The sequence below is a fragment of the Candidatus Paceibacterota bacterium genome (assembly GCA_035652395.1).
In the GTDB taxonomy this organism is placed as follows: Bacteria; Patescibacteriota; Minisyncoccia; order Phycocordibacterales; family CAJBRS01; genus JADGRH01.
On sequence record DASRDX010000009.1, the window covers coordinates 129,850 to 143,399 of the forward strand.

Below are 13,550 nucleotides of genomic sequence, written 5' to 3' on the forward strand. Positions count from 1 at the left end.
GTAACGGTCAATTATTTTAACAATTTTTAACAATTTATAATGAAAAAGTATCTCATTGCCGCCCTCGCTCTTGCTTTCCCAGCCGTAGCTTTTGGTCAGCAATTAACCAATATCAGCGTTTTAGTGGCCTCTGCCACCCATATTCTGAACCAGTTGATTCCGTTCTTCATCGGTTTAGGTGTCGTCGTCTTCTTCTACGGGATTATTCGCTACGCCTTAGCCGGTAGTGGGGAAGATAAATCCGCCGCTCGCAGCATCATGATCTGGGGTATTATCGCCCTCTTCGTCATGGTCTCCGTTTGGGGTCTGGTTAACTTCCTCGGTAACGCTCTCGGTTTGAATAACGCTCAGAATATTCCAGCTCCAAACATTCCAACCAACGCTTCAGGTGGTTACTAATTGAATCGGTCGTGAGTCTAAAGTCTTTTTGGCACAGAATTAATTTCTACCTCGGCATTTTGTTCAGCCTTCTTCTGCCGGAGGTAGCTTTTGGTCAGCAATCTCCGACTATCGGCCAGCTTATCCGCTCGGCGCTGAATGTTCTCAATCTGTTAGTGCCGTTTGTTATCGGTCTGGCCTTGGTACTCTTTCTCTACGGCGTCGTAAGATATGCTTTGGCCGGTTCCGCAGAGGACAAATCTAGTGCCAGAAAAGTAATGCTTTGGGGCATCATCGCGCTCTTTGTTATGGTCTCCGTCTGGGGGCTGGTTAACTTACTTCGAGATGCTCTCGGTATTTCAACCAATCCCAACATTTCTGCGCCAAGTGTGCCGAATAGCGATTTCTCTTCCGGTGGACCAGTCTTTGGAAATGGAGGTAACACTAGCTTTGGACAATAATTATGGATCCAATTGATAATTTATTACAAAGAATCGATGAGGTAATTGTAAATCCACTGATTTATCTTCTCTTTGCTATTGCCTTAGTAGTATTTCTCTGGGGAGTGGTCCAATTTATTATTAATTCTGATAATGAGGCGGGAAGGACTAAAGGCAGACAGCACATTCTTTGGGGGCTGATAGGAATGTTCATCATGGTTTCGGCTTACGGAATCATAAATGTAATCGTTCACACCTTTGGAATTGATTCGGCGCCGATTAATAATATAAAAAAATAATTTCTTAAATAAAAATCGGGCAGCAGCCTAAGTGCTGCTGCCCGAGATTGAGATTTCCTTAGAGACGTCTTGTCGCGGCGACAAGACCTCGATGAGGTCGAAGAACGACTGTGCCGGAAAGATCACGACCTTCTCGTGAATGATATCGGACTGACCTGACGGCCTGCCCCAGATCTCTGTGACCTGGCCCCAGAAGCACGACTCTTTCTTCCTCGGTTCCTTCGTTGACCAACACAGAAAGGAGCACCCCAGCCTGATCAGGATCTTCAATGAAGTCCATACCGGCAGGAATGTCAATTGTATTCCCGTAACCATCCGTCGGGGCGGTCCAAGGAACAACGTTCGGTTGAGATGTGGTCACCAAAGCTACAGGTTGAAATCCCAAGGTGCGGTTATTTGAATACACCCTGATCTGTTGCCCTACCCAGAAGATAAGACCCAAGCACAGGAGTACAAGGATAATCACACCAAGAGCCTTAACCAATGTCCAAATTGGTATCCAATCACGAAGGTCATACCACCGAGATTTTATGACCACCGACGTTGTTTCCACTTTTTTTCTATCCTTATCTTTTTCAGGATCCAGATTTTTGACCTTCCTTTTAGGGATGGAATTTCTCTGGATTACTATCCAGCTGATAAGACAGGTGAGAATGAAGATGGCGAACAGAAGAAGGGTAGTTTGAAGGTGAGACATTATTTTTCCTCCTTCTTTTCATCAGTTTTGCGATCGCCCCCAAGAGGCAAAGCCGGCATCACTCGGTCACTAAGGACCAAGGAACTACCTTTGAAGTTCTCAATTGCGTTCGCAAAAGCCAGAGGTGCTGCAGCAACGTTTTCCCTCATTGCTGCATACTTTTTGGCGATGACGTTCGCTTCCGCAGTGCCTGTCTTGTCGATAGCATATGCGTCCTGATCGGCAGTATAGGCTCTCACGGTGGATCGCTGAATCTCCTCCGCATTTGGGCCAACGATATCGTAACTGAGGAAGTTAACTGCCTCGAGATACAGACCGCACTGCTCAGCTAAGCTGGGGTTTCCAGCGTCGCTCCGATTAAGCACCTGCATCGCTCCGACAAATGAAGTGATTGGATTTGAAGGAGTCTCTCCTGCATTATCCAGCGCAATCATTCCTTCATTCCTGGCTTCTGTCAGGTCCTTGATAGGCATTGATCCTGCCCAATCACGAACTCGGGCCATAATTGAGGCGGTGGCTTTTTGAAGATAGCCGCCGCGGACAATGAAAAGAGCTGTTTGAGCGTTTTCTGTACGCAGCAAAGCCACAATACAAATGTCCACCGGAAGTCGATCCTTAGTTTCTGCTCCGGAGATTCGAATGGCGTAAGGATATTTGTAATAGATAGAATCTACCTCTTCGTTACGAGGAATGAAGGTGTAATCCGTGCCGTCTTCCTCCTTGTCGAATTTATTCCACCTCAGGACATATTTGTAGCGTCTTCGGATTGGAGGGATTCCGATCCATGAAACACCAAAAAGTCCAAGCGGTGTCTTGTATCCTGGTTTTGAGACCACTATTCCCGTCTCAGGATCGACCTGAACGCCATCGATATTACCGATGTATTTAACTGGATTTTTTCCTTCGACGATAGCGACAATTTCGCCTTCCTCGACAAAGGTAAAAAAGATATCTTTCCAGGCTAGGGTATAGACTACAACGCCTAGGATTAGAATGATGAGGGTTGCGTCCACTACATATAAGAGTGAGAGCCAACCTGCATAGACAGCGAGCGCAACAATTAAGGCACTCCCTGCGGTTAACAGAATATTTTTTAGCATACTTACCTTTCTTTGTGTTTGTTGAAATTTCAAAGAACCAGAATGGTTCAATTCGGGTACAATAATATCATATTTTGGAGAAAAAGTCAATCAATAGGCCACTTTGGCTATGGCGAGGGAAATATTTCAAACAAAGTGCTGGGGAGAGGACTTGAACCTCCATGGGTTTTACCCCGCCAGCTCCTAAGGCTGGTGCGTCTGCCAATTTCGCCACCCCAGCACTTTGGTTAAAATGTCAATTATTTATCATGTCCTCTCAGTCTCGCATCTTTGGAGAACAGACGGGGTAAGGCTATTCTAGCAAATTTCCGCGTCTTGAACCGAGACCCCTCTGTCTGGGCAGGTATTGATACATAGGGCCTTTTAGAAAAAATGAGACACAGGAGAGCACTAGTAATATTTGACATTTTATGAATATTAAGATATAATATTTATTGAAAGGAGGATAGTGATTGAAAAGTAAAAAAATTTTCTACAAGGAAACCTGGGAGTGTCAGATTTTCAACAACCTGAATCTCCATGAAGTTGAGTACATAATTTACGACGACCATATCGTCTTCAGTGGTCTTCATAACGGCAAAGATGGTCCGAGGCTCTCAACCATCAATGGCGCCGAAAGGATAGTGACCGCTATTGCTAAGGCGGAGGGGATTGATCCCAAAAAGTATACCTTCTATGACCTCCAGACTTTTAAAAGTTACGGAGACTATCGTCAAGGGGATTACAATTTTAATCGCCTTACCATAGATTGGCAGGGAGGAAACAGGCCATATGTTCTATCCTGGACTGAGGGCCACTGTCTTCCAGAAATTCTAGAAGACTTCGGTCATCTGATTTGGGGAGAGGGAGAAAGAAGTATTCCTCGGCACATGGCCGTACATCATGGAGCGCTACTTCCGCAGGTTCCCGAGCCGAAAGAGTTAAAAGCTCCAAGTTAAGACCGAAAGCCGCAAGGTAAGTAGGTCTTTTTATTAAATTAATTTAGCCGACTGATTAAGAAGAATTTTTTTGTGCTTTATATACTCTTTAACTTTCTCTCCTTCAACAAACTCAGAACTTAAAAATTTTCCTCTCCTACCGTAATTTAAAATGAATAAATATTTATCATCAATAAGGTAGAAATCATTCAGTTTATTCTTAAAATCTTTTTCTCTGATGATTCTTATATCTTCGCCAGAATAAGCAGCGGCTTTTTTAAGATAGGTCAATTCCATCTTTGTGTAATCATTTAGGGGTTCATCCACTAATCTAACTCTTTGAGTTAGGACTCCATGCTCATTTTTTTCTTTTATCTCCTTCCACCACGAGCTATATTCCGGCCTTGCCAGTTTCCCATTATTTAGATATTCATCAACCATTTCTTGGCCATCTTCAGCTGTGTAATCCTGCAGGGCTTCAAAGCGAAAAACAGATATAAACGCCTTTTTAAAATATTTCTTAAATTTATCCATAACGAAACCGGCTGGGTCTATAACAATGAATTTATTACCTTCGCAATTGAATCAGAATCGTGACGTACAACGTCGGCTTCTTTGAAGATGGCTATTTTTATTACTTTGTCGGTCAAATCTGAAAGCTTGTTGTCAATCTTTAATGGATATTTCTTTTCCTCGGCATATCGAGACAAATACGGCTCTTTGACTTCCTTATCATTACAAATCACAACGTTTAATTTCTTTAAATCACTGTATGAAAGTAATTCTTTTACAAAATCCGAAGCAACAAAATCATTAGTCTCGCCCCATTTAGTCATCAGGTTGCAGGTGTAAACAATCTTGCCTCTAGTCATATTTATTGCTTCCTTAAATCCTTTAACTAGGAAATTTGGGATAATGGAGGTATACAAATCACCCGGACCAATTACTATTAGATCCGCCTCCTCAATCGCTTTGGCTGATTGAGGTAAAATGGTTGCTTCTGGTTTGAGAAAAACCCTTTTGATTTTCAACGTTCCGTCATGTTTTGGAACATCTATATTAGTTTCTCCTTCTATTATTTGGCCGTTTTCAAGTTCGGCGCATAAGGTAGCCTTATCAAGCGAAATTGGTAAAACTTTTCCCTTAATCTCTAAGATTTTTGATGCTTCTTCTATAGCTTGTAGATAATTGCCTTTAATTCGGTCTAGAGCAGTTAACATCAAATTCCCAAAGCTGTGACCGCCTAAGCTGCCATTTTCAAATCGATAGGAAAAGAGATCTCGCAGAATAGGCTCCTTCTCTTCCGAAGCTAAAGCAACCAAACATCTCCTGATGTCGCCGGGAGGCAAAATACCGTATTCATCACGAAGAACTCCGCTACTACCGCCCGAGTCGAAAATATTGACGATAGCTGTAATATCAAATTGATACTTCTTCAATCCTCGAAGAGTAATGAAACTACCCGTGCCGCCGCCAATGGTAACTATCTTTTTCATCTCGATATTTTATCATTCTAGAGATCTTTTTATTTTACTCTTTTTCTGCTAGTCTAAAATTGGAATATGAAAACATTAAACACTGAAAAATTCCTATCTCCAGATAACCCCATTCTCACAAAGGCTGCTGAAGAGATCTCGCCGACAGAGATCCTAAGTCTGGAAGTTCAGAGAGATATCGAAGAGATGCTGAAAATAGCCTACGGCGAACAGCAAGAAAAAGATAAGCCGCTTTTGGTTGGACTTGCCGCGCCCCAGATTGGTATTTCTAAAAGAATCATTCTGGTTGATGTAACCGCGGACGGCAAAGGAGAAGTGAAAAGTGATTTGCGTGTCTACATTAATCCAGAGATAGTCTCGTTTTCTGAAGAGAAAGAGGAATGGTATGAAGGGTGCTTTTCTACAAGTAGGGTCTGCGGAATCGTCTCGAGACCTTCACGTATCACTGTCGAAGCAATGACCAGGGAAGGAAAACCGATTAAAGAAGATCATTCTGGTTATATAGCTCGCGTCTTCCAACACGAAATTGATCATTTGAACGGTATTGAATTCACTACTCACATCAGCGACGTCAGCAACCTTCACTGGGTGGAAAGGGATGAATTTCCAGAGTATCGCAATAAACAAGGCTGGAGAAATTGGCCGAAAAAGTGCTCGCGAGAGAAGTGGGAAAAGATAAAAGGAATTAGAAAGTAATCGCTTGATAAATCGAGCGATTTTTTATTTAAATAAAAAATCTATCCTACTATATCCGTTGGTCTCACTTGCATGTCCACCCAGTAGGATTCGAACCTACGACCAACCGCTTAAGAGGCGGATGCTCTACCAACTGAGCTATGGGTGGATTTATCCGAGGTGGGGGAATCGGTCACAATTTTCGCTTTGCGAACTCGCGACCCCGCCTCGCGTCGCTTTAAAAAGAGCGACATGCTCCGGCTTTCGATTCCCACACGTGAGCAAAACAGTTTGCTCACTCTCGGGCACTAGCAAAAAATTGCAAAAGATAAAGCAATTTTTTGCTAGTGCCCGAGGTGGGAATCGAACCCACATCCCTTGCGAGACACGATTTTAAGTCGTGCGCGTATACCAATTCCGCCACTCGGGCAGCACAGTTTAAGTTCATAAAGTCTTAAAGTTTATAAGGACCTTACAAACTTTATAAACCTTACAGACAAAACTATGCTGGAGGCGTGGGTGGGAATCGAACCCGCGTATAAGAGTTTTGCAGACTCTTGCCTTACCACTTGGCTACCACGCCATATTTTCTATTTACTAAGCGTTAACCCAGTTATCAGCTCTTTGGCCGCTACCCTTGGCTACCACGCCATAAATAACATTATAGCTTATAGATTCTAGAGATTATTGGAAATGGCGTCAATTTTCTGGCGATTCTTCTCACCATAGTCCAGTTCAAAATCAAAAAATGGCACTCGTCCAATTCGCGATTTTTGCTTAACGTAATGTTTAAAGTCGGTGCGCCGCCGCTTTAGAAAATCAAGGGCGGCCTTCTCTTCTTTCTCCGGATAAACCGTAAATAAGATCATGGCTTCTTTATAATCGTCTGAGACGGAAACATGAGTAATAGTAATGAGACCGTTTCCGCCTGACTCTCGCTCAATGAATTCGGAAGCCAGATGTCTGATTAGTTCAGTGGTTTTTTCCTGTCGGTAAGCCATTAATCTTATTACCTAAAGATAATGATCGTCTTTATTTTTTAACAACAACGAAACACTCAAGTTTGTCTCCAGCGGCAATCTCAATTTTTGACTCTACCATGGCTCCGAATTCTGCTCCGGCCTCTACACTGCTGGTCTTAGCCTTGGCCTGCTGAAGCTCCCGAATTTTTCCCTGACCAATGACGGCATCGCGTCGAAGAATTTTCAATTCATCGCTAAGACTAATCGTTCCTTCTTCAACCCGACCGCCAATAATCTGGCGATCTTTAACATGACTGAAAAGACGCAAAATCTTTGCCAATCCTTTCTTTTCTTCCACTTCTTCTTGGGGCGTTCGATCTTTGATAACCGTCTCCAGCCATTCCTGCAACTTATAAATAATATTAAAGATATGAATTTCCACTTCCAATCTCTCGGCCAATTGTTTAGTGGGCCCACTGATTTTAGTATCAAAACCAATTACTAATGAACCCGCCTTGCCGCTGGCAATTTTTACGTCATCATCGTTTACATCACCGATGGCTTTATAAAGTACTCGCAGACCAACTTTTTCAGTCTGAAGTTTAGCGAGCTCATATTCAATGGCTTCAATAATGCCCGAGGTATTAGCTTTAATGATAATCGGGATAACAAACTTGTTAGGATCATCCGCTTCAACTTTGTTTTCTGTTTGGGTCTTTTTGGCTGTCTCAATAAATCCTTCGGCCTCCTTTTTGGTGGGAAATGTATAAAAGCGAGAACCAACTGACGGAATACTATCAAAGCCGATTACTTTTACTGGTGAAGAAAAAGTGACTTCCGTTATCCGTCGTCCCAGATGATCTTCCATCAGGCGAGTGGGAGCAATGCTTGTACCCCCGACTACAAACATGCCGCCGCGCAAGGTACCGGACTTAATAATAAGGCTTCCGGAGATACCTTTTTCCTTATCGCGATTCACTTCAATAATAGTGCCTTCGGCCGGTGCATTTGGATCCGCTTTTAATTCAGCTAATTCCGATACCAAAAGCATCATATCGAGAAGCTCCGGAACACCTTGTCCGGTTTTGGCTGAAATGGGAATGGAGGGGATGTCGCCGCCAAAACCTTCCAAATAGATTTCGTTTTCAATAAGTGACTGACGAGCTCGATCCAGATTTGCCCCCTCCTTATCAATCTTGTTAATGGCCACAATAACCGGCAGTTTTGCCTCCTGAATACTTTTGTAAGCCTCAATAGTCTGTGGCTTGACTCCGTCTTCCGCTGACACTACCAGAATGGCCAGATCGGCCACGGAAGCGCCCCGACCGCGCAGACGCGAGAAAGCTTCATGACCGGGTGTGTCTAAAAAGGTCAGGCGTTTGCCATTGTGTTCCACTTCATATGCGGAAATATTTTGAGTGATGCCCCCCACTTCTTTTTCTGCCACATTGCTTTGACGAATGTAATCCAGCAAGGTCGATTTGCCATGATCAATATGCCCCATGACCACAATGACAGGCGGGCGCTCAATTAATTTTGTAGTTTTAGTTTTTAATTCTGGCATGTATTTATTACTTATACATTGAAAAAGGGCTTTTTCAAAATGGACGCTGTACTTTGGCCGCTCTCCTTTGTACCATGTATTATCTATGAAACGCATCTATTTAGACTACGCTTCAATCACTCCTCTTGATGATCGGGTTTTAAAATCCATGCGACCTTATCTTCAGGAAGAATTTGCCAATCCATCTTCGATTTATACGGAAGGAGTAAAGACTAAAAAAGCAATTGAATCGGCCCGCCAGAAAATTGCTTCAAGCTTGGCTGCTCATTCGGATGAAATTATTTTTACTTCGGGCGGAACGGAAGCCAATAATCTGGCTCTTCTAGGGATTTTTGAAGCGGCCAAGAGAAACTCCAAATTCAAAAACGGAAAACCGCATGTCGTGACGACAAACATCGAGCATCCTTCAATTTTAGAAGTCTGTGCTGAAATAGAAAAACGAGGTGGGGAAGTGACTTACGTGAAAGTTGAACAAAGCGGAATAGTAGATCCAAAGGAAATTCAGAAGTCTTTGAAGAAGAACACTGTTTTGGTGTCGGTAATGTATGCCAATAACGAAATCGGAACTATTGCGCCCATTCGGGAAATTGCCAAGACCATTAGACATTTCAAAAAGACGAATAATTCCAGTACGAAGATTAGAAAGAATGACACTTATCCTTACTTTCATACCGACGCCAGTCAGGTCGCTGCTTATCTGGATTTAAATGTGGAGAGGCTGGGAGTGGATTTCATGACAATTGATGGTAGTAAAATTTACGGACCAAGGGCGGCGGGCTTTTTGTTCTCCCGCCGCCACAAACTTCTGGAGCCGATTATTTTCGGCGGCGGCCACGAAAGTGGCCGCCGCTCCGGCACCGAAAATCCGGCCGCTATCGTCGGGCTTGCTACAGCACTTGAATTAACGGAAAAAGAAAAGACTGCCGAAAACAAGCGTCTCCTTAAATTGCGTGAATACTTTATAGACAAAGTTTTAAAAAACTTTCCACAATCGACTTTAAACGGAGATCGGCAGAATCGATTGCCGAATAATATAAATATTTGTTTTCCGAATTTGGATGCCGAACTGGCCGTCTTGCGTTTTGACGCCAAAGGAGTGGCGATTTCTTCCGTTACCAGCTGTCGAAACATTGCCGAAGATTCTTCTTCTTACGTTATTGAAGCCATAGGTAAAGAGGACTGTGCCAAAAGTTCTTTGCGAATTAGTTTGGGGCGTCTTAGCACGAAAGCGGAAATTGATAAGTGTCTCGCAGTTCTATATAATGTAGTCAATGGAGGAACTGACTAAAACTCAAATTGTCCTTCTAACTCTTTTAGTAAGTTTTGTTACATCTATTGCCACCGGTATTGTCACCGTCGCCTTAGTTGATCAATCTTCACAAGGGGTTGGTCAGACTATTCAAACTGTCGTGGAGAAAACCATTGAAACGGTCATTCCGGGCACTAAAGCTACCAGCACAGATACCGTTAAAGTGGCCACTACGGGAGGAAATGGGCAACCACCGACTCTTTCTGAAAGTGATCTGATGGTTTCCGCTGTTTCCAAAAACACTCCGTCATTGGTTCGAATCAAGCAAATTAATACCGAGCCAGCTTACACTTTCGTGGGTCTTGGAGTAGTTATTTCTCCCAAAGGGTTGATTATCGCCGACAAAGGACTCTTTGAATCAGTCAATGCCAACTACGTGGCAGTTTTTCCTGACGGAAAAACTGCCACTATGACGCGTGCCACTCTAAACGCCTCCACCACCTCTGTCGGAATTTTTTCGATCGGCACTTCTACCAGTGAGAAACTCAGCGTGCCGGTCTTTGGCGATTCCACTAAGCTTTCTTTGGGCCAGAAGGTCTTGACTGTCAGCGGTTCCAGCAAGAACATTGTAATAGATGGCATCATTTCCAGTCTTGATAAGAGTGATGGGGGACAGAATTATATTAAACCGGATTTTAGCGTCTCAGATCTGGCCTACGGTTCCATTCTAATCAATCTGAATGGCGAAATTATCGGCCTGAAGGTGGGCAAAATCGGTGAAGATAATGAATTTCTCTCCTCCAATGATCTCAAACGAGAACTGGGCATTTGACAACTCGAAGCCAATCAATTATATAATCAGCCTAACACCGAACTCCGTTCTTTACAGGGCTCCTTTAATAACTTTTAACTTATAAAATTCAATCTATGCCTCCATTTAGAAATTTTACTACCAAAGCTCAAGAAGCCATCCGGCAAGCCCACGAATTAGCGGTACAAAGGGGACAGAACCACGTCAATCCCGTTCATCTTCTGACCGCCCTTATTACTCAAGAAGAGAGCATGGTTATCTCCATTCTAGACAAGCTGGAAATTGACTCTATTCTCCTAACTGATTCTCTTCTCGAATCGATCGAGTCTCCTGACGCTTCTTCCACACTCGCTCCCTCCTATCAGCTTTATCTAACTCCGGAATTAGCCCAGATTATTGAAAATTCCAGTAAAATTGCCACCAATTTGAAAGATGATTATGTCTCTACCGAGCATCTTCTTCTGGCTGTCTTTGACGTCGCTGGCCCGGCGCGCGAAATTCTTCATCGTTTTCATCTCAACAAGGCTGACGTCTTAAAAGTTTTGGACGAACTCAAAAGCAGCAAGAGTGCGGAACCCGCTGCGCCGAAAAAATTAAAATCCATTGCTAAATACACTCGCAACCTCACTCAATTAGCCCGCGAGAATAAACTCGATCCGGTTATCGGTCGAGATGATGAAATCAGCAGAGTTATTCAAATCCTTTCTCGTCGTACTAAAAATAATCCGATCTTAATCGGAGAGGCCGGCGTCGGAAAAACCGCCATTGTAGAAGGATTAGCCGGTCGCATTGCCGTCGGTGATGTTCCCGAATCGTTGAAAGAAAAAGAATTGGTCTCACTTGATCTCGGCACATTAGTAGCCGGCACTAAATATCGGGGCGAGTTTGAAGAGCGGCTGAAAAATATTTTGAAAGAAATGGAGCGCTCCGATGGTCGCATCATTCTATTTATAGATGAGATTCATACTATTGTCGGAGCAGGAGCGGCCGAAGGATCACTCGACGCCTCTAACATGCTTAAGCCGGCTCTAGCTCGCGGCGAGCTTCGAGCCATTGGGGCCACTACTTTGAAAGAATATCAGCGTCACATTGAAAAGGATCCGGCTCTGACTCGACGCTTTCAACCAGTTTACGTTCAGGAACCATCCATTGAAGATGCCATTGCCATCTTGCGAGGATTAAAAGAAAAATATGAGCTCTATCACGGCGTTCATATCACCGACGACGCTATTGTAGCGGCTGTTAATCTATCCAGCCGCTACATCACCGACCGATTTCTTCCCGACAAAGCGGTTGATCTAATTGATGAATCAGCCTCACATTTGAAAATTTCTTTGGAAAATAAGCCGCCTGTTCTCGAGGAGGCTCATCGAAAAATCATGCGCCTGGAAATTGAGAGAGAGGCCTTGAAGAAAGAAGCAGAGAGTTCCAAGAGTGCCAAGAGTCGTATTAAAGCCATTGAGAAAGAAATTGCCGATTTGAAAGAAAAAACTTCCGAAGTGGAATTGAAATGGAAAAATGAAAAAGAAATTCTCGGCGAAATTAAAGATGTAAAAAAGAAATTGGAGACTGCTCGTTTGGAAGCCGAAGGAGCCGAAGCCCGTGCCGACTTAGCCAAGGCTGCCGAAATCCGTTATAGCAGCATTCCTAATCTGGAGAAGAACTTAGAAGCCGGTGTACGAAAAATTAAAAAACTTCAGAGTTCGCGACGACTCCTGAAAGAAGAAATTACTGAAAATGATATTGCCAATGTCGTAGCTAAATGGACTGGCATTCCAGTAGCTCGAATGCTTGAAGCTGAAGCCGCCAAACTTAATCGCATGGAAAAGGTCTTACAGAAGCGCATTGTGGGGCAGGATGAAGCGGTTCGAAAAATTGCCGATACTGTCAAACGCTCCCGCGCCGGCATTGCCGATCCGAATCGCCCGATTGGCTCCTTCATCTTTCTTGGTCCGACTGGCGTCGGTAAAACTGAATTAACCAAAGCTCTGGCTGAATTCATGTTTGATGATGAGAAGGCTCTTATTCGAGTAGATATGTCCGAATACATGGAAAGACACGCTGTTTCCAAGATCATTGGTGCCCCCGCCGGTTATGTCGGCTACGAAGAAGGAGGACAGCTTACCGAACAAGTGCGTCACCGACCTTATTCCGTCATTCTTTTTGACGAAATTGAAAAGGCTCATCCGGAAGTCTTCAACATTTTACTTCAGGTCTTTGATAATGGCCGCTTAACTGACGCCAAAGGTAGGGTAGTGAACTTTAAAAACACTATCATCATTATGACTTCCAACATCGGAGCTCAATTCATCGATCGAATGCAGAGAATCGGTTTTGCTACGGGTGACGAAAAGGCCGAATACAATGATGTTAAAAAGAAAGTCACTGACAGCTTACGAGATTACTTCAGACCGGAATTTCTTAATCGTCTGGATGAGATTATTATCTTTGACATCTTGAGCGAAGAGAGCATTCAGAGAATTGTGGAAATTGAGATGGGCAAAGTTAAGACCCGACTGGCCGGCAAGGAAATCAAACTGGAAGTTTCCGAAGATGTTTGCGCTTACCTCGCTAAAGAAGGATACAATCCGCAATATGGCGCTCGTCCGCTGAAGAGATTAATTCAAAATAAGATCTTAACTCCGGTAGCCTCACTGATGGTCTCCGAAGGAGTAATGAAGGGGGGTCAGATCAGTGTTGGCCTCAATAAACAAAATAATGAATTCACCTTTGATGTGAAGAAGGGAAGAAAGGGAAGTCTAATTCAGGAAAGTGTGGTGGAGGAGGCGGTGAGGGTGTAGCAATTAGTCCAGTCAGTAGGGAGGGATTCGGTCACGCATAAAATTGCTACTCAATTTTTGCGCGACCCCGCCTCACTTGCCGCAATCGCGCAGCGATATAGCGGCTGCGCTCCGGCTTTCGAATCCCTCCGATTCACTCGCAGCCACTAAAAAGCCCTGAC

Annotated in this window: 14 protein-coding genes and 4 tRNA genes; 8 read left to right on the plus strand and 10 right to left on the minus strand. The window is 43.7% G+C overall.

The features are described 5' to 3' along the window. Positions 1 to 39: 39 nt before the first annotated feature. Genes VFA52_00880 through VFA52_00890 form a run of 3 tightly spaced genes read left to right on the plus strand, consistent with a single transcriptional unit; the run spans position 40 to position 1,117 of the window. A complete protein-coding gene (locus VFA52_00880) occupies positions 40 to 399 on the plus strand; it encodes a hypothetical protein (GenBank protein HZS42757.1) in 360 nt (119 codons plus the stop codon). Between the two features lie 11 nt (positions 400 to 410). Beyond that, complete coding sequence (locus VFA52_00885; protein ID HZS42758.1) at positions 411 to 839, plus strand: pilin; 429 nt, start codon at positions 411 to 413, stop codon at positions 837 to 839. 2 nt (positions 840 to 841) lie between these two features. After that, positions 842 to 1,117, plus strand: a complete 276-nt coding sequence (locus tag VFA52_00890) for a hypothetical protein (GenBank protein ID HZS42759.1) — start codon at positions 842 to 844, stop codon at positions 1,115 to 1,117. 58 nt (positions 1,118 to 1,175) lie between these two features. Here VFA52_00890 and VFA52_00895 read toward each other — a convergent pair whose 3' ends face one another. The 3 genes from VFA52_00895 to VFA52_00905 form a co-directional block, all read right to left on the minus strand. Then, positions 1,176 to 1,814 (minus strand): hypothetical protein, encoded by a 639-nt coding sequence (locus VFA52_00895; GenBank protein HZS42760.1) that lies wholly within the window; start codon positions 1,812 to 1,814, stop codon positions 1,176 to 1,178. Next, a complete protein-coding gene (locus VFA52_00900) occupies positions 1,814 to 2,914 on the minus strand; it encodes a hypothetical protein (GenBank protein ID HZS42761.1) in 1,101 nt (366 codons plus the stop codon). The genes VFA52_00895 and VFA52_00900 overlap by 1 nt, the downstream gene beginning before the upstream one ends. Positions 2,915 to 3,050: 136 nt before the next feature. After that, positions 3,051 to 3,134: transfer RNA gene (locus VFA52_00905), tRNA-Leu, on the minus strand. A gap of 232 nt (positions 3,135 to 3,366) precedes the next feature. On the opposite strand from VFA52_00905, the gene VFA52_00910 reads away from it, so the two are divergent. Beyond that, entirely contained in the window at positions 3,367 to 3,852 is a 486-nt protein-coding gene (locus tag VFA52_00910; GenBank protein HZS42762.1) for a hypothetical protein, read from the plus strand. Positions 3,853 to 3,885: 33 nt separating this feature from the next. Here VFA52_00910 and VFA52_00915 read toward each other — a convergent pair whose 3' ends face one another. Beyond that, a complete protein-coding gene (locus VFA52_00915; protein ID HZS42763.1) occupies positions 3,886 to 4,365 on the minus strand; it encodes a hypothetical protein in 480 nt (159 codons plus the stop codon). 17 nt (positions 4,366 to 4,382) lie between these two features. Continuing rightward, a complete protein-coding gene (locus tag VFA52_00920) occupies positions 4,383 to 5,327 on the minus strand; it encodes a gluconeogenesis factor YvcK family protein (protein HZS42764.1) in 945 nt (314 codons plus the stop codon). Between the two features lie 66 nt (positions 5,328 to 5,393). Here VFA52_00920 and def point away from each other — a divergent pair, with 66 nt between their 5' ends. Then, positions 5,394 to 6,023, plus strand: coding sequence for a peptide deformylase (gene def, locus VFA52_00925; GenBank protein HZS42765.1), 630 nt, complete (start codon positions 5,394 to 5,396; stop codon positions 6,021 to 6,023). Between the two features lie 75 nt (positions 6,024 to 6,098). On the opposite strand, the gene VFA52_00930 is transcribed toward def, so the two are convergent. From VFA52_00930 to infB, 5 genes are all read right to left on the minus strand, one after another. Next, positions 6,099 to 6,171 (minus strand) — tRNA-Lys (locus VFA52_00930). Between the two features lie 179 nt (positions 6,172 to 6,350). Continuing rightward, positions 6,351 to 6,432 (minus strand) — tRNA-Leu (locus VFA52_00935). 78 nt (positions 6,433 to 6,510) lie between these two features. Beyond that, positions 6,511 to 6,585 (minus strand) — tRNA-Cys (locus VFA52_00940). 94 nt (positions 6,586 to 6,679) lie between these two features. Then, entirely contained in the window at positions 6,680 to 7,003 is a 324-nt protein-coding gene (locus VFA52_00945) for a ribosome-binding factor A (GenBank protein HZS42766.1), read from the minus strand. 31 nt (positions 7,004 to 7,034) lie between these two features. Beyond that, positions 7,035 to 8,624, minus strand: coding sequence for a translation initiation factor IF-2 (gene infB / locus VFA52_00950; GenBank protein ID HZS42767.1), 1,590 nt, complete (start codon positions 8,622 to 8,624; stop codon positions 7,035 to 7,037). Between infB and VFA52_00955 the strand changes: the two genes are divergently transcribed. The 3 genes from VFA52_00955 to VFA52_00965 all read left to right on the plus strand — a co-directional run bounded on the left by VFA52_00955 (position 8,614) and on the right by VFA52_00965 (position 13,389). Beyond that, a complete protein-coding gene (locus tag VFA52_00955) occupies positions 8,614 to 9,816 on the plus strand; it encodes a cysteine desulfurase family protein (GenBank protein ID HZS42768.1) in 1,203 nt (400 codons plus the stop codon). The genes infB and VFA52_00955 overlap by 11 nt on opposite strands. Beyond that, positions 9,800 to 10,609: a S1C family serine protease gene (locus tag VFA52_00960; GenBank protein ID HZS42769.1), complete on the plus strand. Its 810-nt coding sequence runs from the start codon at positions 9,800 to 9,802 to the stop codon at positions 10,607 to 10,609. Before VFA52_00955 ends, VFA52_00960 begins: the two co-directional genes overlap by 17 nt. A 95-nt stretch (positions 10,610 to 10,704) precedes the next feature. Further along, positions 10,705 to 13,389: an AAA family ATPase gene (locus VFA52_00965; GenBank protein ID HZS42770.1), complete on the plus strand. Its 2,685-nt coding sequence runs from the start codon at positions 10,705 to 10,707 to the stop codon at positions 13,387 to 13,389. Positions 13,390 to 13,550: the final 161 nt, after the last annotated feature.

Excerpts from the sequence above, each read along its gene's own strand:
- VFA52_00945 (HZS42766.1), bottom strand. The coding sequence starts at position 7,003 with ATGGCTTACCGACAGGAAAAAACCACTGAACTAATCAGACATCTGGCT.
- infB (HZS42767.1), bottom strand. The coding sequence starts at position 8,624 with ATGCGTTTCATAGATAATACATGGTACAAAGGAGAGCGGCCAAAGTAC.
- VFA52_00920 (HZS42764.1), bottom strand. The coding sequence starts at position 5,327 with ATGAAAAAGATAGTTACCATTGGCGGCGGCACGGGTAGTTTCATTACT.
- VFA52_00955 (HZS42768.1), top strand. The coding sequence starts at position 8,614 with ATGAAACGCATCTATTTAGACTACGCTTCAATCACTCCTCTTGATGAT.
- VFA52_00895 (HZS42760.1), bottom strand. The coding sequence starts at position 1,814 with ATGTCTCACCTTCAAACTACCCTTCTTCTGTTCGCCATCTTCATTCTC.
- def (HZS42765.1), top strand. The coding sequence starts at position 5,394 with ATGAAAACATTAAACACTGAAAAATTCCTATCTCCAGATAACCCCATT.
- VFA52_00890 (HZS42759.1), top strand. The coding sequence starts at position 842 with ATGGATCCAATTGATAATTTATTACAAAGAATCGATGAGGTAATTGTA.
- VFA52_00915 (HZS42763.1), bottom strand. The coding sequence starts at position 4,365 with ATGGATAAATTTAAGAAATATTTTAAAAAGGCGTTTATATCTGTTTTT.
- VFA52_00880 (HZS42757.1), top strand. The coding sequence starts at position 40 with ATGAAAAAGTATCTCATTGCCGCCCTCGCTCTTGCTTTCCCAGCCGTA.
- VFA52_00900 (HZS42761.1), bottom strand. The coding sequence starts at position 2,914 with ATGCTAAAAAATATTCTGTTAACCGCAGGGAGTGCCTTAATTGTTGCG.
- VFA52_00960 (HZS42769.1), top strand. The coding sequence starts at position 9,800 with ATGGAGGAACTGACTAAAACTCAAATTGTCCTTCTAACTCTTTTAGTA.
- VFA52_00965 (HZS42770.1), top strand. The coding sequence starts at position 10,705 with ATGCCTCCATTTAGAAATTTTACTACCAAAGCTCAAGAAGCCATCCGG.